The following is a 23,227-nucleotide window of genomic DNA, read 5'->3' on the forward strand; positions in this document are numbered from 1 at the left end:
CAGCGGCAACGTCTCTCCTCCTCCCTGACGTTGCCGCACCTTATACCGGCCCTGAACGCCGGAACATGATGCACCGGGTACTCCTCCTCCCTTTCCCGGTGTTGAAAGCGCGCGGCGACGTCTCTCCTCCTCCCTGACGTCGCCGCGTCTTACTCATACCGGGATCAAACCCGGGTTCGGATACATCAGGGCTCTCCTCCTCCCTGCCTTGGTGTTGAAAAGAACGGCGGTTCCCCCTCCTCCTCCCTGGGAACCGCCGTTTTTGTTTTTCTGAGTTGGAATGTAGGATGAATGCCTGAACCGATAGTCAGGAGCTTCCAATGGCCGCCTATTTCATCGCGCAGATTTCCATTCACGACCCGGACGGGTACCAGAAGTACCTTGAAGGATTCATGCCGGTCTTTGATCAGCACGGCGGCCGGTTGCTTACAGTTTCATCCAAACCGGTAGAATTGATTGAGGGCACTTGGGCGGAAAACGGCATTGTTTTGATGGAATTTCCATCGATAGAAAGTGCCAAGGCGTGGAAGGACGACCCCGACTACATCGAACTGGCAAAAATCCGGCATCGTACAGCGACGGCCAATATGGTTCTGGTCGAAGGGCTTTAAAACGGAACATCATCCTTAGCGGACAGAAAGCGGGATACCACCTTCTTGATCCCGGCCTTATCGAAATCGACTTCGACCTTATCGCCTTCGATCCCAATCACCGCGCCATAGCCGAACTTTTGATGGAACACCCGCTCGCCGAGCGTGAAACTCGCCACAGCTGTTGCATCGATCACTGTATTTCGGCTTTCTCGCGGTTGTGACGTCCCGTACTGGCCCTGCCGCGCCTGCATCCGCTTCCACCCCGGAGAGTTGTAAACGTTGGCTTCCGCCGCGCGGGTCTCGATACCAGCGGTTGTCTGACCGCCCCCGTAAAGGCCCGGAGGTGTGAGGACTTCAACATGGTCTTCGGGCAGCTCATCGATGAACCGTGATGGCATGGCGTTCTGCCATTGACCGAATACCCGACGGTTTGCGGCAAAGGAGATGGTGCAGACTTCTTCCGCCCGCGTGATGCCGACATAGGCCAGCCGCCGCTCTTCCTCGAGCCCCTTGATCCCGGATTCATCCATCGAACGCTGCGACGGGAACAACCCGTCTTCCCAACCCGGTAGAAACACAGCCGGAAACTCCAAGCCCTTTGCAGCGTGCAAAGTCATGATCGAGACTTTGGCCCCGTCACCGTCCTGCTCATTGTCCATCACCAGGCTGACATGCTCCAGGAACCCTTGCAGATTCTCGAAATTATCCAGCTGGTTGACCAATTCCTTGAGGTTTTCCAGCCGCCCCGGGGCCTCGGGCGTCTTTTCGTTTTGCCAATGGGCCGTATAGCCGGCCTCGTCCAGAATGATCTGCGCCAGTTCGATATGCGACACCTCAGGTTCGCCAAACCGCAAAGGAGCGCCATCATCTATGACCGTGTCATCGTCGACCTCGATCCGAGGGCCTCGCGTTATCGCATTCCACCGCGCCAGCCCATCGATCAGCTCGCGCAGCGCCTTGCCACCCTTACCTTTGATCAACCCGTTATCGACCGCGATCCGAGCGCCATCAACCAAAGACACGCCATTTTCGCGCGCCGTCATCTGAATCGTCTGCTGCGCCTTGTCACCAAGCCCACGTTTGGGTGTGTTCACGATCCGCTCGAACGCCAGATCATCGCCGGGGCTGACCACCAGCCGGAAATAAGCCATCGCATCGCGGATCTCCATCCGCTCATAGAAACGGGGGCCACCGATGACCTTATAGGGCAGACCGATCGTCAGGAACCGGTCCTCAAACGCGCGCATTTGATGAGAAGCACGGACAAGAATGGCGATTTCGTCCAGATTGAAGGGCCGCACACCGCGCGTTCCGCCCTGCATCGCGTCGATCTCTTCTCCGATCCAGCGGGCCTCTTCCTCGCCATCCCAATGGCCGATCAGACGAACTTTCTCGCCATCTTGCGCGTCGGTCCACAATTCCTTGCCCAAGCGGCTTTCGTTGCCCCGGATGACATTGGACGCTGCCGCCAGAATATGCGGGGTCGAGCGGTAGTTCTGCTCAAGCCGCACGACATAAGCACCGGGGAAATCCTTCTCAAACCGCAGGATGTTGCCCACCTCGGCCCCGCGCCAGCCATAAATTGACTGATCATCGTCTCCTACGCAACAAATGTTCTTATGCGCCCCAGCCAGCAACCTCAGCCACAGATACTGAGCGACGTTCGTATCCTGATACTCATCCACCAAGATATAGCGGAACCAACGCTGGTATTGCTCCAGCACGTCCTGATGGGTTTGAAAGATGGTGACCATGTGCAGCAGCAGGTCACCAAAATCCACCGCATTCAGTTCACGCAGCCGGGTCTGATATTGCGCATATATCTCAACGCCTTTGTGGTTGTAGGCCCCAGCGTCTGCGGCAGGCACTTTGTCCGGCGTTAGGGCGCGGTTTTTCCAATCGTCGATTATCCCGGCCAACATCCGAGCGGGCCAGCGTTTGTCATCAATATTGGATGCCTGAATCAACTGCTTGAGCAGGCGCAGCTGATCGTCCGTATCCAAAATGGTGAAATTCGACTTCAGATCGACCAGCTCTGCATGCCGCCGCAACAGCTTGACACAGATCGAGTGAAAGGTGCCCAACCACGGCATTCCCTCGGCCGGTTGGCCCAGCAAACGACCGACGCGGTTCTTCATCTCGCGCGCAGCCTTGTTGGTGAAGGTTACCGACAAAATCTCATTCGGGCGCGCCCGACCAGTGCTAAGCAGATGGGCAATTCGCGCTGTCAGGGCCTTGGTTTTACCGGTCCCCGCCCCAGCCAACATCAGAACAGGACCGTCCAGCCGCTCAACCGCCTCGCGTTGCGCCGGGTTCAACTCGTCCAGATAAGGCATAGGGCGCGCTGCCATTGCGCGCGCGGACAGTGATGCGCCCTCAAAGGCGTCCATTTCGTCGAAACTGCTCATGGCTTTAAAACTACGCCGGATGCGCGACGAGGGAAAGGGTTTGTTCACGCCTTGTTCGCCCTATTTTTTGCAGTCAATTGCACGCGAGCTGGCGCGGCGCGTTCTCCACACAAGACATGGCGGCAGGTCAAAAGCCTAAAATCCTTGCCGAATCGCGCCTTAGGTCTGATCAATCCGTATGGATCTTCACAGTCGTTACCCCGGCATTGCCGACCTGAAACACCGCGCACAGCGCAGAATACCGCATTTTGTGTGGGAGTATCTGGACAGCGGCACCGGGGTCGAGGCCACCCTGCACCGCAACCGCGCAGGGTTGGATCGCGTTGGGTTTCTGCCCTCGATCCTGCACGGACCGATGGAGTTCGACACATCGACCACGTTTCTGGGCCAAACCTACCCTCTGCCTTTCGGCGTTGCGCCAATTGGCATGGCCGGGTTGATCTGGCCCGATGCCGAAGGCCATCTGGCCCGCGCTGCCGCCAGAGCCGGGCTGCCGTTCACCCTTTCGAACGTTGCTAGCCAAAGTCCGGAAGACGTCGCGCCTCATCTGGGGGAAAATGCGTGGTTCCAACTGTACCCGCCCAAAGATCCCGATATTCGCAAGGACCTTTTGCAACGGGTGCGCGACGCCGGGTTCACTACGCTGGTGATGACCGCAGACGTGCCGGTCGCGTCCCGGCGCGAGCGCCAAACGCGCTCGGGGCTGACAAACCCGCCAAGATTGACGCCGCGCCTGCTGGCGCAAATCATGATGCGCCCTGAATGGGCACTTGGAATGGCCCGCAGCGGTCCGCCTCGCATGCGGACGCTGGACAAGTACACGGACAACTCCAGCAACCTGCCGCCGACAGCCCACGTGGGATACTTGCTGCGCACCTCGCCGGATATGGAATACGTGCACTGGTTGCGTGATGCATGGGATGGCCCCCTGATCGTGAAGGGCGTGCAACGCCCCGAGGATGCCGCTCCACTTCAGCAAGCCGGGGTGGATGCCATCTGGATTTCGAATCACGGCGGTCGCCAATTCGATGGTGCCCCCGCCAGTGTCGACGCCCTGCCCGCTATTCGCGCGGCCACAGACTTGCCGCTGATCTTTGACAGCGGGATCGAAAGTGGTCTGGACATCCTGCGCGCCAAGGCGCTGGGAGCCGATTTCGTGATGTTGGGCCGCGGCTTTATGTATGCCCTTGGGGCCTTGGGTGCCCAAGGTCCGGTCCATGCGATCGATATTTTGCGGCAGGATATGCAGGCCAACATGGGCCAGTTGGGGGCCGAGTCGCTGGCCGATCTTCCGCCGATCACACCGCTTGCCGATGCCGCAATGCAGCGCTAAGAGAAAGATAGCGCTAACAAGGGGCGTTTGCGAGCGTTAACATGCCGGTTCTACCCAGAACGACTGATATACGTGCGCGTATTGTCCGCCTATCAACACGGCCAAACAAGTAGGACCGGGACCCGACATGACTGACTTCAACAAGATCCTGATCGCCAACCGCGGCGAGATTGCCATTCGCGTGATGCGCGCAGCCAATGAGATGGGCAAACGCACCGTCGCTGTCTTCGCCGAGGAAGATAAGCTGGGCTTGCACCGTTTCAAGGCAGACGAGGCATATCGCATCGGCGAAGGGATGGGACCGGTCGCGGCATATCTGAGCATCGACGAGATTATTCGTGTGGCGAAGGAATGCGGCGCCGACGCGATCCACCCCGGCTATGGCCTGTTGTCCGAAAACCCCGATTTCGTGGATGCCTGTGTGAAAAACGGCATCACCTTCATTGGCCCCAAGGCCGAGACCATGCGCGCCCTGGGTGACAAGGCAAGCGCGCGTCGAGTGGCCATTGCAGCGGGCGTGCCCGTGATCCCCGCAACCGAGGTTCTGGGCGATGACATGGACGCAATCCGCGCCGAGGCCAAAGTGATCGGCTATCCGCTGATGCTCAAAGCCAGCTGGGGCGGCGGCGGACGCGGCATGCGTCCGATCAATTCGGAAGACGAGCTGGAAGAAAAGGTTCTGGAAGGCCGTCGCGAGGCCGAGGCCGCCTTTGGCAATGGCGAAGGCTATCTGGAAAAGATGATCACCCGCGCCCGCCACGTCGAGGTGCAGATTCTGGGCGACAAACACGGTGAGATTTACCACCTGTACGAGCGGGATTGCTCGGTCCAGCGTCGGAACCAGAAGGTCGTTGAACGCGCCCCTGCCCCGTACCTGTCGGAAGAACAGCGCGCCGAGATTTGCGAGCTGGGTCGCAAAATCTGCGCCCACGTGAACTATGAATGCGCCGGCACCGTCGAATTCCTTATGGATATGGAAACCGGCAAATTCTACTTCATCGAAGTGAACCCCCGGGTACAGGTGGAACACACGGTCACCGAGGAAGTCACCGGCATCGACATCGTTCAGGCACAGATCCTGATTGCCGAAGGGAAAACTCTGGCCGAGGCGACCGGTGCCGCAAGCCAGGCAGACGTGCATTTGACCGGCCATGCATTGCAAACCCGGATCACCACGGAAGACCCGCAGAACAACTTCATCCCTGATTACGGCCGCATCACGGCCTATCGCTCGGCCACCGGCATGGGTATCCGTCTGGACGGCGGCACCGCATACGCGGGCGGCGTCATCACCCGCTACTACGACTCGTTGCTGACCAAAGTCACCGCCAAGGCCCCGACGCCCGAGGCCGCGATTGCCCGTATGGACCGCGCCCTGCGCGAGTTCCGTATTCGCGGCGTCAGCACCAATATCGACTTTGTCATCAACCTGCTGAAACACCCGACCTTCCTATCGAATGAATACACCACCAAGTTCATCGACACGACGCCGGACCTGTTCAGCTTTAAACGTCGCCGTGACCGGGGCACGAAGGTTCTGACCTATATCGCCGACATCACGGTGAACGGTCACCCCGAGACCAAGGATCGCCCGGAACCGCGCGCCGATATGAAAGAGGCCAAGGCCCCCGCGCCCAAGGCCGAGCCGCAGATGGGCACCCGTAACCTGCTGGAACAAAAAGGCCCGCAGGCCGTCGCCGACTGGATGAAAGCCCAGCGGCAACTACTGATCACCGATACAACTATGCGTGACGGGCACCAGTCGTTGTTGGCGACCCGAATGCGGTCGATCGACATGATCAAGGTGGCGCCGACCTATGCGGCCAACCTGCCGCAATTGTTCAGTGTCGAATGCTGGGGTGGTGCGACCTTCGACGTGGCCTACCGCTTCTTGCAGGAATGCCCGTGGCAGCGTCTGCGTGACCTGCGCGAAGCGATGCCGAACCTGATGACCCAAATGCTGCTGCGTGGCGCGAATGGCGTAGGCTACACCAACTACCCCGATAACGTCGTGCAGGAATTCGTGCGTCAGGCATCGGAAAACATCGACGTGTTCCGCGTTTTCGACTCGCTGAATTGGGTCGAAAACATGCGCGTCGCGATGGACGCTGTCGTAGAGAACGGCAAGATCTGTGAAGGCACCGTTTGTTATACCGGTGACATTCTGGACCCGGATCGCGCTAAGTATGACCTGAAATACTACGTCGGCATGGCGAAAGAGTTGCGCGACGCAGGCGCGCATATTCTGGGCCTCAAAGACATGGCTGGTCTGCTGAAACCCGCTTCGGCCAAAATCCTGATCCGCGCTCTTAAGGAAGAAGTCGGCCTGCCGATCCACTTCCACACCCACGACACCGCAGGCATCGCCAGCGCCACCATTCTGGCCGCGTCCGAGGCCGGCGTCGACGCGGTGGACTGCGCGATGGACAGCTTCAGCGGCAACACATCCCAGGCTACGTTGGGTACTGTTGTCGAGGCGCTGCGCCACACCGACCGTGACACCGGGCTAGACATCAAAGCGATCCGCGAAATCAGCGATTACTTCGAAGCGGTCCGCGGCCAGTACGCGGCCTTCGAATCCAGTCTGCAAGCCCCGGCATCCGAGGTATATCTGCACGAGATGCCCGGCGGGCAGTTCACCAACCTCAAGGCGCAAGCCCGCTCACTGGGGCTGGAAGAGCGCTGGCACGAGGTTGCCCAGATGTATGCGGACGTGAACCAGATGTTCGGAGACATCGTGAAGGTGACCCCATCCTCCAAGGTCGTCGGTGACATGGCACTGATGATGGTCAGCCAGGGCCTGACCCGTGCAGACGTGGAAAGCCCGCAGACGGACGTAGCCTTCCCCGACTCGGTCGTGGACATGATGCGCGGCAACCTGGGTCAGCCTCCGGGCGGTTTCCCGGACACCATCGTCAAGAAGGTGTTGAAGGACGAAGCCCCCAACACCGACCGACCGGGCAAAGACGTGCCGCCTGTTGATCTTGAGGCTACGCGCGCCGAGCTATCGCAATTGCTGGAAGGCAAAGAGGTAGATGATGAGGATCTGAACGGCTACCTGATGTATCCCAAGGTGTTCCTGGATTATATGGGCCGCCACCGGGTCTACGGTCCGGTTCGGGCACTGCCGACCCGCACGTTCTTCTACGGCATGGAGCCGGGCGAAGAGATCACTGCGGAAATCGATCCCGGCAAGACCCTGGAAATCCGCTGTCAGGCCATCGGTGAAACCGATGAGAAGGGTGAGGTCAAAGTGTTCTTTGAACTCAACGGCCAACCCCGCGTGATCCGGGTTCCGAACCGTTTGGTGACCTCGACGACTCAGTCGCGCCCCAAGGCCGAGGCGGGCAACGCCAACCACATTGGCGCGCCGATGCCTGGCGTGGTGGCCACTGTCGCCGTAAGCGCGGGACAAGAGGTCAAGGAAGGCGATCTGCTGCTGACCATCGAGGCAATGAAGATGGAGACCGGCATCCATGCCGAGCGTGATGCGACGGTCAAGGCGGTGCACGTCCAGCCCGGCGGCCAGATTGACGCAAAGGACCTACTGGTCGAGTTGGAATGAACAGCCTAACGTTCTAGGCAACGAAGGGCCGCTCGGGCAACCGGGCGGCCTTTTTTGTAGCCCAGAAAGGATCAGATCATGCTGTCTATCACCCCCGTCTATGCCGCGTTGCTGGCCCTTCTTTATGTCGCGCTCAGTGCGCGGGTCATCATGCAACGCCGGGGCGACAAGATATCCTATGGCGATGGCGGCAACACAAACATGCTCAAGGTGATGCGGACGCATTCCAACTTTGCGGAATACGCGCCGTTTGCCTTGCTGATGATCGCTATGGTCGAACTGCAAGGCGCAGGCGCTTGGCTGGTCAACCTGCTTGGGCTGGGTATTCTGTCCGGTCGTGTGCTGCATGCCTATGGCTTTGGCCGCAAACCGCAGATCGTGATATTGCGCCAGATCGGCATGCTGTTGACATTTGCTGTCCTGATCATCGCGGCGATCGCCAGCCTTCTGCTTGCGCTGTGACCCTGCTGGCGGGTCTTAACTCGCCAGAACTCGCGTTTCGATTCGGGGGGCTTCGTTAAAGTGCGGTTGCACGTCCCCCACTCGGTCCTCCTCTTTCCCGGCAAGGGTTGAGGCCAATACAATCATTGCAGCCAGGGCCACCATTTTCAGGTCCTTCAAATGCGCCATTTTTTCACCTCCACTGTTCTTATTCTTCAAAGCTCTGGTTCCTGAACGAATAACTGGCGCAATTCCGTCGCAAATAATTTTCCGCTTTTTTGTTTTTTCCGCTTGCAGCCCCGCGTGGGAATTTATACATCCCTCCTCACTCAACGGCGCGGGCGTAGCTCAGGGGTAGAGCATAACCTTGCCAAGGTTAGGGTCGGGCGTTCGAATCGCCTCGCCCGCTCCATTGAGAGACCGAAAGGTCAAAATTTGTATCTGATGCGGGCGTAGCTCAGGGGTAGAGCATAACCTTGCCAAGGTTAGGGTCGGGCGTTCGAATCGCCTCGCCCGCTCCAGATACCAAACTCTCCAAACCTTCTGGTTCTTTCGATGTCATTGCGGCATCCTCGGGGTTGTACGCAACCACGACGGAGACGCGCCCATGCCAGAATATGTTATTCGCGCTTTGACAAAGGATGAGGTCCAAACAGCCGTGGACTGGGCGGGTCAGGAAGGCTGGAATCCGGGTTTGCACGACGCGGTGTGTTTCCGCAGTTCCGACCCCGAGGGGTTCAAGGGCGGATTTCTGGACGGGCAGATGATCGCGTCGGCCTCGGCGGTGAATTATGACGATAACTATTCGTTTCTAGGGTTTTATATCGTTCGGCCAGAACACCGTGGATCGGGATATGGGCTGCAAGTGGCCGAGGCCGTCAAAGCGCATTGCGAACACCGGAACATGGGTATGGACGGCGTGGTCGAGCAGCAGGACAATTATCGCAAATTCGGCTTCACATTGGCCTATGACAACTATCGCTTCTCAGGCACGGCGGGGGAAATCCTGAACTCTTTGGGCCGGTCTGCGCACGATCAGATTGCACCGCTGGGTACGCTCACAGACGCGCTGAGGACGTATGACCGGGGCCTGTTCCCCGCCCCACGAGAGACCTTTCTGAAGGCCTGGCTTGATGCACCAAATCATGTCTCGCGGGTGTTTGAAGAAAACGGCCAAATTCGGGGATACGCCACACTGCGGCGCTGTCTGAGTGGGTACAAAGTTGGGCCCTTGTTTGCTGACACGACCGAGATCGCGCAGGCCCTTTTGGTGTCGCTGCTCACCACTCTTCCAACCGATCAGATGGGGTCCGAGGTGTTCATCGACATGCCCAACCCCAACGCACAGGCCATAGCATTGGCGCAACAGTTGGGATTGACCAAAGTGTTCGAAACAGGTCGGATGTATTCCAGTCACGCACCCGAGATCGATCTGGACCGGATCTACGGAATTACAACGTTTGAGCTGGGGTGATTTCCGCCTCAACTTGCTGAGAAACGATCAATTGAGAAAGCTCGAAGTTATGCCGGGAAAGAACCAAAGACGATTGCTGCTTGAGATGTTTGAAAACCTGCCGGGCATAAGCTTCATGGTTCTGTTTCGAACAACAGATGACCTGCAACTGGCCGGTTGGGTCGGAACAACTCTGGCGGCAGCGGTCTGCGTTGCATATGCCCGAGGGGTCCTGCGGCCGCAGCCAATCTTGCTTGGGATCAACCTTTTCATGATCGCAATCACGCCGTTGATCGAAGGCCTCATTCTATCGGGCCATCGCACCGCCGCGACACTGTTAATCGGAAACATCGCGACGCTGGTTTTGATGAGCGTGTTTGTCGTCGGGCTGATTTTGACGGCCTTCGCACGAAACGGTTTTCTGAACTATCAGCCCAGCAGCACCAAACAAAAGCGCGCGCATTCTGCTGTTCTGTTGATGGTTTGCGCGTTGGGTATCGTGTGGTCACTCTTGGCAGGGGACAATTATCTTGTTTCACTGGCAGCCCCGTTGATGGTGTTGTTCGGGACACATCAGTTGCTCCGGGCAGGAGCAAATGATCAGCAGTCACGCAGCGGCGCGGTTCTGGTGTGTGCGCCGCAGCACCCTTCGGTCTCCGAGGCTTCGATCTAGTCAGAACGCCTTGAACGTCATTGTCGTCAAAGACCGTTCGATATTCGGGATCACCAGCAGGTTTTCGTTGATGAAATGACCGACATCGTCCGTCTCAGGGATGTAGAGCTTAAGCAGCAGGTCGTATTCGCCGCTGGTCGAATAAAGCTCAGAGTGGATTTCGCGCAGCGCGATCTCTTCGGCGACCATGTAGGTGGTGCCGGGTTTGCAGCGGATCTGGATGAAAACGCAGGTGGACATGGGCCGTGCCTTGTTGATTGAATTGCCCGCAGGCTGGCATGGGCTGCGACCGGGCGCAATCCCCTGCAACAGTTTGCGGCGAATACCACAGTTGGTCTGGATAAGGCGGCCCATCCGCGTCTATAAGCGCGCCTGTAGCAAAAGGAATTCGCCCATGCGCAGCGCAAAGATCAGCCGTCAGACCGCCGAGACCGAGATCTCGGTCGAGGTCAATCTGGAAGGCACCGGCACCTATGACAATCAGACCGGCGTTGGCTTCTTTGACCATATGCTGGATCAGCTTGCGCGCCATTCGCTGATCGACATGACAATCCGCGCAAAGGGCGATTACCACATCGACGACCACCACACGGTCGAAGATACCGGCATCGCGTTAGGTCAGGCCCTGACCCAGGCTCTGGGCGACAAGAAAGGCATCCGTCGCTATGGCGAGTGCCATCTGCCCATGGATGACGCACAGGTGCGCTGTGCGCTGGACCTGTCTGGCCGTCCGTTCCTGATCTGGAATGTTGATTTGCCTACGCCCAAGATTGGAACCTTCGACACCGAACTGGTGCGCGAGTTTTTTCAGGCGCTCAGCACCCATGGCGGCATCACACTGCACATTGACCAATTGCACGGTTTCAACAGCCACCACATCGCCGAAGCGGCCTTCAAGGCCGTTGCCCGCGCGTTGCGCCTGGCGGTTGAAACCGATCCGCGCAAGGCTGACGCGATTCCGTCCACGAAGGGCGCGCTGTAAATGCTGACAGCCATCATTGACTACGAGAGCGGCAACCTGCACTCGGCCGAAAAGGCGTTTCAACGCATGGCGCGCGAGGTGAATGCAGGTGAAGTCGTTGTGACCTCGGACGCGGACGTCGTTGCGCGTGCGGATCGGCTGGTGTTGCCCGGTGACGGCGCTTTTCCCGCCTGTGCCGCCGAGTTGCGTGGACACAAAGGCATTTACGACGCAATGGTCGAGGCCGTCGAGCAGAAGGGCCGCCCTTTTCTGGGCATCTGCGTGGGCATGCAGTTGATGGCTTCGAAAGGCCACGAATACATTGAGACCGACGGTCTGGATTGGGTGGCGGGTGATGTCGTGCGAATCGAACCGTCAGACAGTGCCCTAAAAGTGCCCCATATGGGTTGGAACGACCTGGTTCTGGAAAGCGACCACCCGGTCTTTGCCGGAGTACAAACAGGCGACCATGCCTATTTCGTCCACTCCTACCACTTCCGGGTCACCAATCCGGCCGAGCGGTTGGCCTATGTCGACTACGGGCAGGAAGTCACGGCCGTGATCGGCCGCGACACGATGGTTGGAATGCAGTTTCACCCTGAGAAAAGTCAGGATGTGGGGCTGCGTATGATCGGGAATTTCCTGACCTGGACCCCGTGACGGTTTACTGAACGCGCGTCCAGTCCTGCCCGCGGCACACCAGACCACCTGCAACACAACCCTTGACGGTCAGCTTGTTTTGGCTGTCCAGCGTCATTTTCGAGCTGTAGGTCTTGTCACGGTCCGGCGCCCAGATTTTGCCACCGCTATAACTGCCACCGCCATCGGGAACCATGTCCCAGATGATCTGTTTGCCCAGGTTTTCATAGCTCAGTTGCTGATTACCCTGGCCATCAAAGGCCGAGTCGATGGTTCCGCAAATGGCGCTGCCACATTCAGCGATCGATACGTGCAGATACCCGCCGGTATCTCCGGGCTGAGTTTTCCAAAGGCCATCAACCGGGTCTGCTGCGGCGCTGCCCGCTGCCATGGCCGCGAAGGCTGCTACGAGTGTGAGTTTCTTCATTATATCCTCCCTGTTTGGCTGCCACTCTGGCCCGCTGGTCGGCTTCGGGCAAGATTGACTTTGCGTCGCGTTGCATCCCCTGCCCCGCTTGTGCGATATCCCGCGCGAACACTTCTGATATAGGGCCGCCTGACATGATCCTCTACCCCGCCATCGACCTCAAAGACGGCCAGGCCGTGCGCCTGTTGCGCGGAGAAATGGATAAGGCCACCGTATTCAACGACGATCCGGCCTCTCAGGCGCGCGCGTTTGTCGAGGCGGGCTGCGAGTGGCTGCATCTGGTGGATCTGAACGGTGCCTTCGCGGGTGAGCCAGTCAACGCCGCACCGGTTGAGGCCATCCTGAAGGAATGCAACGTACCTGCCCAGTTGGGTGGTGGCATCCGCGATATGGCAACGATCGAAGCCTGGATCGAAAAAGGGTTGGCTCGGGTCATTCTGGGCACCGTCGCGGTCGAAAACCCCGATCTGGTCCGCGAAGCTGCTAAAGCGTTTCCCGGCAAAGTGGCCGTGGGCATCGATGCCCGCAACGGAATGGTCGCCACCAAAGGCTGGGCCGAAGAAACCAACGTCCATGTGACCGACCTAGCCCGCAGCTTCGAAGACGCAGGCGTCGCGGCGATTATCTATACTGACATCAACCGCGACGGAGCGATGCAAGGGCCGAATATTGAGGCAACAGCAGACCTGGCCCGCGCGGTGTCGATCCCTGTGATTGCATCTGGTGGCGTTTCGTCCATCGACGATCTTATCGCCCTGCGAGACTGCGGTGTCGCGCTAAACGGCGCGATCTCGGGCCGCGCTTTGTATGACGGGGCGATTGACCTAGCTGACGCGTTGAAGGCGCTAAGCAACTGACAAGCCATTTGGCAAAGAGCTGCCGAGTTGATCAGGCGGCAGCTCAGCCTTTTTTCTGAATTCGAGCGGTCGACCCGCGCTATTGCGCCGCGACCGAGGTCAGCTTGGCAAGCGCGCCGCGCATCTTTTCTATGACAGGCGACTTCTCGACTTCGTCAAGGTCGTCCATCGTTTCTTTGGGATCTTCATAGGCCAGCCAAACCTGCCCATTCTCGTCTTCGTAAGCCTGAACCTTGAGCGGCAAGAACAAACCGGCCCGCGGATCGATCTGCATTGCCGGGGTGCCCAGCGCTGGATTGCCAAAGATCAGTACCTGATTGGCCGGAATGCTAAGCCCGACCTTGTCCGCGCCTGCAGCGTGATCAACCCGCGCGAAAACGGTTGCGCCCGCGTTGCCCACGGCAGCTTCGAGGGCGTCCATAGCCTCTTGCACCGATTTGTTCGTGTTTACCTTGATGATATCGTCGGCCATGGCGGACATTGCCCCTCCGAAGGTCAGAATAGTTGCCAGTATCAGTTTTCGCATATTGGAGTTCCTTCTGTAATTTTCACTGTTAATTCCACAGGTTTGCGCAATTACGAGATCACAAGTCCGGCATCGGCAAGGCGTCGCTGATGGCTGAATAGTTGCCGTGCCAGCCCACCCGTCGACCGTTTTTCATCCGAGAACAATACGTCCCTCTAACAGACATTTTACCAAAATTAGCCCCAACTTGGTCTTATTTCGCCGATAGCGTCGCGGCAACGAACTCGAGCAGGGATTTCAGCCGTGAGCATTACAAGCACAGAGTTGTCGAACAATTCGTGGTTCAGATTTGCGATAGTATTCAGTTTTTGCACAACAATTTTTGTCAGCGCGTCTTTGTTGTTCTTTGTCCAGCCGCTGTTTGCCAAATTGGTCCTCCCCCAAATTGGCGGAGCACCCGCGGTCTGGACGACCGCAATGCTGTTCTTTCAGGTGGTGCTGATTGTTGGCTACATCTACGCGCATGTTCTGACAAAATGGCTGTCGCTGCGCTGGCAGCTTGTGACACATCTGGTGTTCTGGGCATCGGCGCTAACCTTTCTACCTTTGTCGGTCAGCGGAAGTTGGAGCTACGACGCATCCAGTTCCACCGCTTGGCAAACCCTTAAGCTCTTTGCCCTTGGTGTCGGCCTACCCTTTGCGGTTCTGTCTGCAAATGCGCCCTTGTTGCAGGCCTGGTACGCCCGTTCAGGTGGCCCTTCGGCGGATGATCCCTACTTCCTTTACAGTGCCAGCAACGTCGGTTCTCTGCTGGCCCTTCTGGCCTTTCCTTTGCTGGCAGACCCCCTTTTGGGCGCACGTGAAACCAGCAACATTTGGTCAGTAGGCTTTGTTATGTTTGGCGGGCTGTTGCTGATCAGCGGACTGGTGACAGTGCGCGGGGCGAACACCTTCGCCGTGGCACCAACAACCGATGTCGCCTACAGCACACCCAAGCTGAAGCATATCGCGAAATGGGTCGTCATCGCATTTGTACCATCATCGCTGATGCTGTCCTTCACCACGAAGGCCAGCACTGATCTGGGTTCGATCCCGTTGATCTGGGTTGTACCTTTGGCGACCTACCTTCTGTCGTTCATCTTCGCCTTTGCAAAACTAAAAAGGCTGAGCGTCAAGTCTCTTCAAATCCCAATGCTTCTGGCATTGGTGCTTGGCACAGTGCTTCTGACCAAAATCGTCGACCAGCTTTCGACCCCCTTCGTCTTCCTTTTGTACGTGCCCGTCCTGTTCGTAATCGCCCTTTATGCACACAGGCTGCTGTACGAAATGCGCCCACCGGCCGAGCAACTGACAGTCTTCTACATCGCTCTTTCGGTCGGCGGTGCGTTTGGGGGACTGTTCAATTCGATCATCGCACCGCTTGTGTTCGCGCAAGAGGTCGAAGCCCAACTGACCATGATTCTGGCGGGTGGACTGCTTCTGTTCGGGAAAGGCCCGATTACTCCACGCGCACTGGCATTCGGGTTTCTCGCGAGCTATCCGACCCTGTATGCAGCCGGGGTGTTTGGCGCTTCAAACCCCTTTGACGATGCGACATTGCAGACGATCATAGTAATCTCGATGCTGATCGGAGCCTTTGCCCTATTCCGAAATCACCCCGCCAGCATTGTCGTGATCATCGCAGCGCTGATGCTGCCCGTTTTCTGGGACAAAAAGGACTCGTTGTTTCAGGACCGCAGTTTCTTTGGAACTCACAAGGTTTTTACGACCGGCGACCTGCGGCTGTACCAAAACGGAACCACTTTGCATGGCTTGCAGTTTGAATCCGAGTTTGGCACGCGGCCCACGCCACAATCCTACTATTACCCGAAAGGTCCGATGGCGCAGGTTATAACGTCCGAATTTGGCCGCCAGTCCGACAGTATCGGCATTGTCGGTCTTGGGGTCGGGGCGCTGTCCTGTTACAAGCTTCCGACCCAGGAATGGGCCTTTTTCGAAATCGACGTCATGGTCGATCGTGTGGCGCGTGACCCCTCAATGTTCACTTACATCTCGGAATGTGCACCGGATTCGCCTACGCATCTGGGAGATGCCCGGATTGTCATGGCGCAAACGGATTATACATTCGATATTCTCGTGTTGGACGCCTACAGCTCGGACGCGATCCCGTTGCATTTGATAACCAAAGAAGCCGTCCAAATGTACACCGAGCGCCTGGCAAGTGACGGCGTTCTGGTTTTCCATATCAGCAACCGCTACTACGATCTGTCGGCGCCACTGGCGCGCATTGCCGACGAACTTGGGCTGCACATGGCCTTGCAAAGGCATTTCCTTGACGAAGACTCCGAGTACATTGGAGGCAATCACTCCATCGTCGCGATTATCAGCCCGGACGAAGCCAGGATCGAAGGTATCTTAGCCGACGACAAATGGAAACCTGTCCTTTCGGATGGACGCGGACCCTGGACCGACGACAAGGCCAACCTTCTGTCTGCGCTGAAGTGGCTGCAAAACGAGAAGTAAAGTCACAGCAGGTCCCAAGTTCGCAAGTCGGGTGAGGCTGCAGCACCAGGACGACAAAGCCAATCGCCCCGCCGATTTCCGCAACAGCCTCAACGGCACTGGAAACGGCGGGGCTTTGACGTTAGAGGTGCGGCAGCAAAGGACGCTGCCATGTTGAAAACCCGCATTATTCCCTGTCTGGACGTCGCCGATGGCCGTGTGGTCAAAGGTGTCAATTTCGTAGGTCTACGGGATGCGGGCGATCCGGTTGAATCGGCCAAAGCGTATGATGCAGCCGGCGCGGATGAGATCTGTTTTCTGGACATCCATGCCACCCACGAAAACCGTGGCACAATGTTCGACGTGGTGCAGCGCACGGCTGAACAGTGCTTTGTTCCACTGACCGTGGGCGGAGGCGTGCGGACCAAGGACGATGTGCGTGCCCTGCTGCTGGCCGGGGCTGACAAGGTCAGCTTCAACTCTGCCGCTGTTGCAAACCCTGACGTCATCGCCGAAGCCGCAGACCAGTTTGGCAGCCAGTGCATCGTCTGCGCCATCGACGCAAAGACCGTCAGCCCGGGCAAGTGGGAAATCTTCACCCATGGCGGACGCAAACCCACCGGCATCGACGCCGTTGAGTTTGCCAAGACCGTTGTGACCAAAGGCGCGGGTGAAATCCTGCTGACCTCGATGGACCGCGATGGCACTAAAGCAGGGTTCAACTTGCCCTTGACCCGCGCGATCAGTGACGCGGTGGATGTGCCGGTGATTGCCAGCGGTGGCGTCGGTAACCTGGAGCATCTGGTCGAAGGCGTGACCAAGGGCGGTGCCAGCGCCGTTCTGGCGGCGTCGATCTTCCATTTCGGCGAATACACAATCCGCGAGGCCAAGGAACACATGGCCGCAGCTGGCATTCCAATGAGGCTGACATGAGCATCCTTCACGATCTGGCCGCCACGATTGAAGCGCGTAAGGGGGCCGAGCCCGACTCGAGCTGGACGGCCAAACTGCTGGCCAAGGGCCCCGAGAAATGCGCCGAGAAATTCGGGGAAGAAGCAATTGAGGCCATCATCGAAGCCGTAAAGGGTGATCAGGATAAGCTGATATCCGAGGCCGCAGATGTGCTTTATCACCTGCTGGTCATGTTGGCGTCACGGGATGTAGCGCTGGATGATGTACTGGCCGAGCTAGGTCGCCGTCAGGGCACCAGCGGCATTGCCGAAAAGGCATCGCGCCCCAAGACCTAAGCGTGGGTTCCGCCCTGCCCGTCTGCCCTATATAGTACCGTGTCAGTGTATTGACCGACCGAGGGACACGGGCATGACCAGAACTCTGGCCGTTTTGCTGGCCTTGCTTTCGCTTGTAACGCTTGCCGCCTGTTCCACGCCGCCGCCCCAGACCGGGGACGAAGTGCAACGACTGGCGACGCAAATCCGCAGCCTCGGCCCAGATATCGACCCGGAAGAGGCCGACCGCGCCGCCCGTATTGCTTATTCCTACACAGCACAACTGGTGCAGGAATACGAAATCACCGACCCGCCCCTGATTCACAATGCCAAGGTCAACAAAGGCCTGCGCCCACGTGGGTTGTGCTGGCACTGGGCCGAAGACATCGAACGCAGGCTAAAACAGGAAAACTTCCAAACGCTGGAACTGCACCGCGCCATCGCCAACGCCGACAACTCGTTTCGCATTGACCACAGCACCGCAATTGTCAGCCGCAAAGGCGACACGATGTATGAGGGCGTTATTCTGGACCCCTGGCGCTATGGCGGAGTTCTGTACTGGTCGCCCTTGGTTGAAGACACGCGGTACGAATGGGTCCCCCGCGACGTTGTGCTGGAAAAACGCCGATTGGAACAGGTCGCCCGGATGAAACTCCAGCCCGGCACCTGACCAATCACAGCTTGGACGAAATCACCCCGGTTGCGAAACCGCCCATACGCAGTTCACCGAACAATCGCTGATACTCGATTTTCGGACAGCGATTCATCACGACATCCACACCGCGCGCTTGTGCCTTGGCGGCTGCTTCCGGATGCTCAACGCCAATCTGCATCCAGATGGTGCGGAGATCGGGAAAGGCCGACAACGCCTCGTCAACGATCGGGGGAACGGCCTCGGACCGGCGGAAGATATCGACCATGTCGACGGGTTCTGAAATCTCGGCCAGGGATGCCCGAACAGTTTGACCAAACAGCGCTTTCCCCGCATGGCCGGGGTTCACAGGAATGACCGTGTACCCTTTTAGCGACAAATACCGCGCAACGTAGTAGCTGGGCCGTACGGGGTTCATCGACACGCCAACCACAGCAACGACCTTTGTGCGCTGCAGGATTTCTTTCAGAAATGAGTCTGTGTATTCCGTCATACGGCCACCCTAGACGCGGTCCGGCCAAGAAAAAAGCGCCCAGGTCGAACCTGAGCGCCAGTTGTTGGAACGAGGGACAGTGAAATGACCCGCGGCAGTTCCGTTCCGCGGTCACTGTGACATTTAGGCATAAGTTCGGAGAAAAAAAGGGGCGCGTCGCTTTTTTGTGATGACATGGTGAAAAAAGCGAAGTCCCGCCTAGTCGAGATATAGAACGACCGGCCAGTTTTCTTCGGCCATCTCAATGAATTCAGCCCGGTCGCCGCGCCAAACCTTTTCAATTTCGGGCGAATGGGTCAGGTACAACCGCCCGTCCACCATATCCCACAGCATGGGATCGGTGCTTTTCAGCAAACCTTGAGCCATGGCATAGGCGCAGTAACCGCCAAACTGCGGGGCGTATGCGCGCGGATTGCTTTCAAACAGATCGCGATTCTCGGCCGAGGCGAAATGCCATTCTGCCCCTTTCCAGATCACCGCGTATTCCGGCATGCCCCTAACGGGGGCCGTGCCCTGGAAGTAAGACACAGGATCAAAGCCCGCCATGACCGCGCCGTCTGTTTCAAAATAGACGGGCATGTCCTGGGCTTGGACGGCAGGGACGAGGGCAAGGGCAGCTATCGCCCCAAGTATGATTTTTCTGATCGGCATCGCGGGTTCACGGTTACAAAGTCAGGGTATCAAAATGCAATCATTTTGCGCTCAAAACACCCCAATTAACGCGCTTGTGAACAGCCGTGTCGTATTGCGCCGGTGTCAGTCAAAAATATCCTCGACGACATCCCAGGCCTCGTCCATGACACGCGCGAAAAGACCCTTTTTCTTCTTTTTCTTTTTGTTCTTGTAAGGCGGTGCCGAGGTATAGCCTTCACGCTTCGGCTTACTGTCACTCAGCTTGCGCTTGGGCACCATCTTGAGGTCATGCAACGGGGCCCCACAGCTGGAACAACTCAACTCGTGGCGTTGCTTTCCCTTCAGAACCAGCGCAGCACGGGTTCCGCAATAACAACAGGTCGCGATTTTGGACGGGCTGGGAATGGGACTCTCCTGTCTATCGGTGCTTTGACGCATATAGGGCAATTGCGGCAGCATTTGAGACGTTGAGCGAGCCAAACCCTCCGGCTGCGTCGATTTTCACCAATTGATCAACGGTTTCTTTGGTCTTTTGCCGCAACCCCGGCCCTTCTGCCCCAAGAACCAAAGCAACCGGCCGGTCCAGCTTGCCGCCCAATGCGGTTTCGATCGTGTCCTCGGCTTCGCCGTCCAGACCCAGCACGAGGAACCCCATGCCCTGCAGTTCGACAATCGCGTCGGCCAAATTGCGCACCCGCAGATACGGTTGGCGTTCCAACGCGCCACTGGCCGTTTTCGCCAGCGCCCCTGTTTCCGGAGCGGAATGGTGCCGTGTACCGATGACCGCACTCGCGCCTAATACCTCAGCCGAACGAAGAATCGCCCCGACGTTGTGCGGATCCGTGACACGGTCCAGCAGAATTATTCTGGGATGCTCGCGTCCAATACAGTTTTCAGCCAGCCCGCCCCAGTCCAGCGGCTTGACCTCAAGCGCTGCGCCCTGATGCACGGATCCGGGATCAATCGGCGCGGTGAACTTGCGAGGGTCGACCATTTCGGCCTCGACCCCTGCAAATTCAATGGCTTCCGTCAGTTTGTCCCGCGCATTTCGCGTTACGATCAGGCGCAGTTTCTGCCGGTTCGGGTTCATCAAAGCGTCCCGAACGGCGTGCAGACCAAACAGCCACACGGTTTCAGACGCCGCAGCCTTGCGCGCCTGTTCCTTTTCTACGACCCACTTGGGTTTCTTCATTTCTTGGGCCTCCCGGCCGGGAATTCGGTTTCCTGCGCCAAAGCGGAATTTTCCTGTTGACGCTCCTTTAAGGCGCTAGTAATCACGCCTCCACGTCAGGTGCAACGCCTGACAGTGGGCGACAGGCCGCAAGGTGTGGCAGGGGACTGTAACTCCCTCGCGGAGACGCACGCCTGGTTCGATTCCAGGGTCGCCCACCATTCTTCCAAGCAATTGAAAGTAATGGTGTTGTGCAGCAGTGCTGCGCAGTTCTTGCCGCGATAAGTTGTGCAGCAACTCAGGCGGCTGCTAATTTGGCAAACATTCCCACTCGTGAACGATCTTGCCCTCTTTGATCGCCAGTATCCGTCCGAACTGGTTCAATACGGCCTCGCTCTGAGTCGGACGCAACAAAGCGATATCGCCGGGCGTGACCGAGGCTGCGTTGGGCCCGGTCCAGACCTCTTGATTGCTGGAGCGGCCGAAAATCCCAGAATAACCAAAGCTTTCGGGAAAGACGGGTTGTGCCAGGAAATGCCCACCGAACACCGCGATATCCGTTTTCTGTCGCGGCAGAAAATCCAACCCAGGCAGCGCGTTCCCCGGAAGCGCCTTGAGGACAGGAGTCGCAATGAAAGCCGCCGGCTCAAAGGACCGGGTTGTTTCGTGGTCAAAATCGCTGGGCTTGACCAGAACTGACCCAAAGGCGACCTCGGTCGCCAGACCGCTGGCAAAATAGCTTTGAAACGTCAGGCTGCCGCCCGTGTTCAGGCACAGGCCGCGCCCGCCCTCTGGCAGGGCCGAAACACCGGTGCGAAACGCAGCAGCACTCGCCCGTTCGGCCCGCTTGCGTAGCAAACCCGGCAGTTTGGCCAAATGCGCCTCGTACCCCATCACCCCGACAATCTGTCCGTAAGGATGGGTTGTGATTTGTTGCGTCAGTTCCGCGACCTGCCCCGGGCGTATTCCACCACGGTGCAAACCGATATCCAGCTCAAGCGACAAGCGCAGAGGGGTTTTGCGGTCCGTTGCAAGGGTCAGGTATTCCCCGAGTCGCGCCGGAGTGTCGATCAACCATTGAACGCGCCGCGCAGCGTCTGGGCTACTCGACAGAAGCCGCGCGGCCGTGGTCACGGGCAGCGGTTTTCCCAGCAGATGGTCCGTGTCCGGCTCGGCCATCAACAGCGCCTGGAGCATTGGTTCCGAGAAGGTCATCAGCCCCGAGGTCGGAAGGCGTTCGCGAATGAAATCCAACAAGGGCAGGCACGGCAGGGACTTGGCGACCAACCGGCGCGCCAGACCAGCGTCGGCAGCGCTATTTGCGACGGAACAATTTGTATCCAACCGATCCAGATCGACGACCACAACAGGCTTATCCACGCCATAGGCGCGCAGGGTATCCGACAGCGTCTTCAGATAAGCTTCGGTCATGGTCGAAACAGCCGGGCTAGTGCTGGCGTTAGAAACTTTCCATCCGGATCAACCTGTTCGCGAAGGGCGCAGAACCGATCAAAATCCGGATACATCGTCGACAGGTTTTTATAAGTCAGGCTGTGCATCTTGCCCCAATGGGGCCGCCCCCCTGCTTCGACGAATAGGGGCTCAATCGCATCGAAGTAACGTTGGTGATCCTCGCCCGCGTCGGTGTGAATAGCGACTGAGATGCGTCTGCCACCCTGGAACGGAGACAGACAGGCGGTATCGCCAGCGGTCTGCCGCACCTCGATCGGGAAATAGATGTCCTTGTGGTCGCGATGAAGGCGCGTGAGCACCTCTTGAAGAACGTCCCCAGCGACATCGGGGGGCAGATGGTACTCCATTTCTTTGAACGGAATACGCCGGTCGCTGCACAACACACGCCAGCTTTCGCCGACGTAATCCTCATCCGACTGCGCCATGGTCAGCAGCTTGAGCAAGGCACCGCGCAGACCCTCGCTGACCTTTCCTGCGCTGCGGGCGAGCTTCAGAACCTTCACCGCGATCATATCCAAATCGCGCGGCGCCTTGGTTTCAGCGGCATCGGTCAGCGCATGGCGAATCTCGACGGTTTTTCCGGTGAATGGGATGTAGAAGAACTCGAAATTCCGGTTCTCGGCCCATTTCTGGTGCATCGTCGCAAGGCTATCCTGAACCGAGTTCAGTTCCACTTGTCGACGCAGATTGTATTTCGGAACGACAGAAATCTGGGCTTCGGTCAGCACGCCCAGCATCCCCAAAGTGACCTGCGCCATTTCCAGGGGGATGTCTTCGGTGGTCAGGATATCTCCGCTCGCCGAAACCATCCGCGCAGCGGTGATCTCTGCGGCAAGGCAGGGCAGTTCGCGCCCAGTGCCGTGTGTCGCGGTCGAGACCGCACCGGCCAGCGATTGTGCGTTGATGTCACCCAGATTGCGAAAGGCCAGCCCCTTCCCCCCCAGCGCCGGGGACAGATCGCGCAGCCGCGCGTTGGCATTGACCCAGACGCGACCGTCTTCAACGTCACCCAGAGTGGGCAGGTTCAGCGCCGAGAGGTCCAGTATCCGTTCGCCACCGGCCACAATCGGAGTAAACGAGTGCCCTGCCCCCAACACTCGCAGGCTTTGGGGTTGTGCTATCGCTTGCTGTAGTTCGGCAATTGACGACGGGCGCGCAATTGGTGTGTCAGCGCGCTGGTTTCCGGCCCAGTTGGTCCACATACTGTCTCTCCTCCGGGTCAGAGGATTGCAGCAGTAGCAGCACGAAACAAGTCAGGATA

23 protein-coding genes and 3 tRNA genes are annotated in these 23,227 nt (G+C 58.2%); 16 read left to right on the forward strand and 10 right to left on the reverse strand.

The genetic code is table 11. From position 1 onward, the window contains the following. The first annotated feature begins 320 nt into the window (after nt 1-320). Nucleotides 321-611 (forward strand): DUF1330 domain-containing protein, encoded by a 291-nt coding sequence (locus tag ACR0MV_RS10620; protein WP_480702100.1) that lies wholly within the window; start codon nt 321-323, stop codon nt 609-611. Here the strand turns inward: ACR0MV_RS10620 and ACR0MV_RS10625 are convergent. After that, nucleotides 608-3,001 (reverse strand): ATP-dependent helicase, encoded by a 2,394-nt coding sequence (locus ACR0MV_RS10625; RefSeq protein ID WP_480702101.1) that lies wholly within the window; start codon nt 2,999-3,001, stop codon nt 608-610. The two genes, ACR0MV_RS10620 and ACR0MV_RS10625, sit on opposite strands and share 4 nt — an antisense overlap. Before the next feature lie 178 nt (nt 3,002-3,179). Between ACR0MV_RS10625 and ACR0MV_RS10630 the strand changes: the two genes are divergently transcribed. The 7 genes from ACR0MV_RS10630 (at nt 3,180) to ACR0MV_RS10660 (ending at nt 10,466) form a co-directional block, all read left to right on the forward strand. Beyond that, nucleotides 3,180-4,334 (forward strand): alpha-hydroxy acid oxidase, encoded by a 1,155-nt coding sequence (locus tag ACR0MV_RS10630; protein ID WP_480702102.1) that lies wholly within the window; start codon nt 3,180-3,182, stop codon nt 4,332-4,334. 127 nt (nt 4,335-4,461) lie between these two features. Beyond that, the gene (locus ACR0MV_RS10635) at nt 4,462-7,899 is read left to right on the forward strand and encodes a pyruvate carboxylase (RefSeq protein ID WP_480702103.1); all 3,438 of its coding nucleotides are present in this window, start codon (nt 4,462-4,464) and stop codon (nt 7,897-7,899) included. A 78-nt stretch (nt 7,900-7,977) separates the two neighbouring features. Next, entirely contained in the window at nt 7,978-8,361 is a 384-nt protein-coding gene (locus tag ACR0MV_RS10640) for an MAPEG family protein (protein WP_480702104.1), read from the forward strand. Nucleotides 8,362-8,677: 316 nt separating this feature from the next. Continuing rightward, nucleotides 8,678-8,752 (forward strand) — tRNA-Gly (locus ACR0MV_RS10645). Between the two features lie 34 nt (nt 8,753-8,786). Beyond that, nucleotides 8,787-8,861, forward strand: a tRNA-Gly gene (locus ACR0MV_RS10650). A gap of 86 nt (nt 8,862-8,947) precedes the next feature. Then, a complete protein-coding gene (locus ACR0MV_RS10655) occupies nt 8,948-9,814 on the forward strand; it encodes a GNAT family N-acetyltransferase (protein ID WP_480702105.1) in 867 nt (288 codons plus the stop codon). A 31-nt stretch (nt 9,815-9,845) separates the two neighbouring features. Then, nucleotides 9,846-10,466 carry a hypothetical protein gene (locus ACR0MV_RS10660; protein WP_480702106.1) on the forward strand — a complete coding sequence of 207 codons (621 nt, stop codon included), beginning with the start codon at nt 9,846-9,848 and terminating at the stop codon, nt 10,464-10,466. Here ACR0MV_RS10660 and ACR0MV_RS10665 read toward each other — a convergent pair whose 3' ends face one another. After that, the gene (locus ACR0MV_RS10665; RefSeq protein WP_170423282.1) at nt 10,467-10,706 is read right to left on the reverse strand and encodes an Lrp/AsnC family transcriptional regulator; all 240 of its coding nucleotides are present in this window, start codon (nt 10,704-10,706) and stop codon (nt 10,467-10,469) included. Nucleotides 10,707-10,860: 154 nt separating this feature from the next. On the opposite strand from ACR0MV_RS10665, the gene hisB reads away from it, so the two are divergent. Next, nucleotides 10,861-11,448: an imidazoleglycerol-phosphate dehydratase HisB gene (gene hisB / locus ACR0MV_RS10670; RefSeq protein WP_170422751.1), complete on the forward strand. Its 588-nt coding sequence runs from the start codon at nt 10,861-10,863 to the stop codon at nt 11,446-11,448. Next, entirely contained in the window at nt 11,449-12,087 is a 639-nt protein-coding gene (gene hisH / locus ACR0MV_RS10675) for an imidazole glycerol phosphate synthase subunit HisH (RefSeq protein WP_480702107.1), read from the forward strand. Nucleotides 12,088-12,091: 4 nt separating this feature from the next. Here hisH and ACR0MV_RS10680 read toward each other — a convergent pair whose 3' ends face one another. After that, complete coding sequence (locus ACR0MV_RS10680) at nt 12,092-12,493, reverse strand: DUF2147 domain-containing protein (RefSeq protein WP_475204765.1); 402 nt, start codon at nt 12,491-12,493, stop codon at nt 12,092-12,094. A 134-nt stretch (nt 12,494-12,627) separates the two neighbouring features. On the opposite strand from ACR0MV_RS10680, the gene hisA reads away from it, so the two are divergent. Next, nucleotides 12,628-13,350, forward strand: a complete 723-nt coding sequence (hisA, locus tag ACR0MV_RS10685) for a 1-(5-phosphoribosyl)-5-[(5-phosphoribosylamino)methylideneamino]imidazole-4-carboxamide isomerase (protein WP_170422757.1) — start codon at nt 12,628-12,630, stop codon at nt 13,348-13,350. 79 nt (nt 13,351-13,429) lie between these two features. Here hisA and ACR0MV_RS10690 read toward each other — a convergent pair whose 3' ends face one another. Beyond that, nucleotides 13,430-13,876, reverse strand: coding sequence for a DUF302 domain-containing protein (locus tag ACR0MV_RS10690; protein WP_254445692.1), 447 nt, complete (start codon nt 13,874-13,876; stop codon nt 13,430-13,432). Between the two features lie 417 nt (nt 13,877-14,293). Here ACR0MV_RS10690 and ACR0MV_RS10695 point away from each other — a divergent pair, with 417 nt between their 5' ends. The 4 genes from ACR0MV_RS10695 to ACR0MV_RS10710 all read left to right on the forward strand — a co-directional run bounded on the left by ACR0MV_RS10695 (nt 14,294) and on the right by ACR0MV_RS10710 (nt 18,214). Next, nucleotides 14,294-16,339, forward strand: coding sequence for a fused MFS/spermidine synthase (locus ACR0MV_RS10695; protein WP_480702108.1), 2,046 nt, complete (start codon nt 14,294-14,296; stop codon nt 16,337-16,339). A 150-nt stretch (nt 16,340-16,489) separates the two neighbouring features. Next, on the forward strand, nt 16,490-17,251 hold the full coding sequence (gene hisF, locus ACR0MV_RS10700; protein ID WP_170422759.1) for an imidazole glycerol phosphate synthase subunit HisF: 762 nt from the start codon (nt 16,490-16,492) through the stop codon (nt 17,249-17,251). Further along, a complete protein-coding gene (locus ACR0MV_RS10705; protein WP_170422761.1) occupies nt 17,248-17,565 on the forward strand; it encodes a phosphoribosyl-ATP diphosphatase in 318 nt (105 codons plus the stop codon). The genes hisF and ACR0MV_RS10705 overlap by 4 nt, the downstream gene beginning before the upstream one ends. 73 nt (nt 17,566-17,638) lie before the next feature. Continuing rightward, nucleotides 17,639-18,214 carry a hypothetical protein gene (locus ACR0MV_RS10710; RefSeq protein ID WP_170422762.1) on the forward strand — a complete coding sequence of 192 codons (576 nt, stop codon included), beginning with the start codon at nt 17,639-17,641 and terminating at the stop codon, nt 18,212-18,214. A 4-nt stretch (nt 18,215-18,218) separates the two neighbouring features. On the opposite strand, the gene ACR0MV_RS10715 is transcribed toward ACR0MV_RS10710, so the two are convergent. The 4 genes from ACR0MV_RS10715 to rlmB form a co-directional block, all read right to left on the reverse strand. Next, nucleotides 18,219-18,689, reverse strand: coding sequence for a CoA-binding protein (locus ACR0MV_RS10715; RefSeq protein ID WP_480702109.1), 471 nt, complete (start codon nt 18,687-18,689; stop codon nt 18,219-18,221). A 198-nt stretch (nt 18,690-18,887) separates the two neighbouring features. Next, nucleotides 18,888-19,340: a YHS domain-containing (seleno)protein gene (locus tag ACR0MV_RS10720; protein ID WP_170422766.1), complete on the reverse strand. Its 453-nt coding sequence runs from the start codon at nt 19,338-19,340 to the stop codon at nt 18,888-18,890. A 105-nt stretch (nt 19,341-19,445) separates the two neighbouring features. Continuing rightward, nucleotides 19,446-19,760 carry a hypothetical protein gene (locus tag ACR0MV_RS10725; protein ID WP_217358964.1) on the reverse strand — a complete coding sequence of 105 codons (315 nt, stop codon included), beginning with the start codon at nt 19,758-19,760 and terminating at the stop codon, nt 19,446-19,448. Then, the gene (gene rlmB / locus ACR0MV_RS10730) at nt 19,741-20,514 is read right to left on the reverse strand and encodes a 23S rRNA (guanosine(2251)-2'-O)-methyltransferase RlmB (RefSeq protein ID WP_480702110.1); all 774 of its coding nucleotides are present in this window, start codon (nt 20,512-20,514) and stop codon (nt 19,741-19,743) included. The genes ACR0MV_RS10725 and rlmB overlap by 20 nt, the downstream gene beginning before the upstream one ends. Before the next feature lie 116 nt (nt 20,515-20,630). Here rlmB and ACR0MV_RS10735 point away from each other — a divergent pair. Further along, nucleotides 20,631-20,714 (forward strand) — tRNA-Tyr (locus ACR0MV_RS10735). An 88-nt stretch (nt 20,715-20,802) separates the two neighbouring features. On the opposite strand, the gene ACR0MV_RS10740 is transcribed toward ACR0MV_RS10735, so the two are convergent. Both ACR0MV_RS10740 and ACR0MV_RS10745 read right to left on the reverse strand, forming a co-directional pair. Beyond that, nucleotides 20,803-21,924: an alanine racemase gene (locus tag ACR0MV_RS10740; RefSeq protein WP_480702111.1), complete on the reverse strand. Its 1,122-nt coding sequence runs from the start codon at nt 21,922-21,924 to the stop codon at nt 20,803-20,805. Continuing rightward, nucleotides 21,921-23,168, reverse strand: a complete 1,248-nt coding sequence (locus ACR0MV_RS10745; RefSeq protein ID WP_480702112.1) for a D-arabinono-1,4-lactone oxidase — start codon at nt 23,166-23,168, stop codon at nt 21,921-21,923. The genes ACR0MV_RS10740 and ACR0MV_RS10745 overlap by 4 nt, the downstream gene beginning before the upstream one ends. Nucleotides 23,169-23,227: the final 59 nt, after the last annotated feature.

The organism is Ruegeria sp. BC3 (assembly GCF_056539265.1).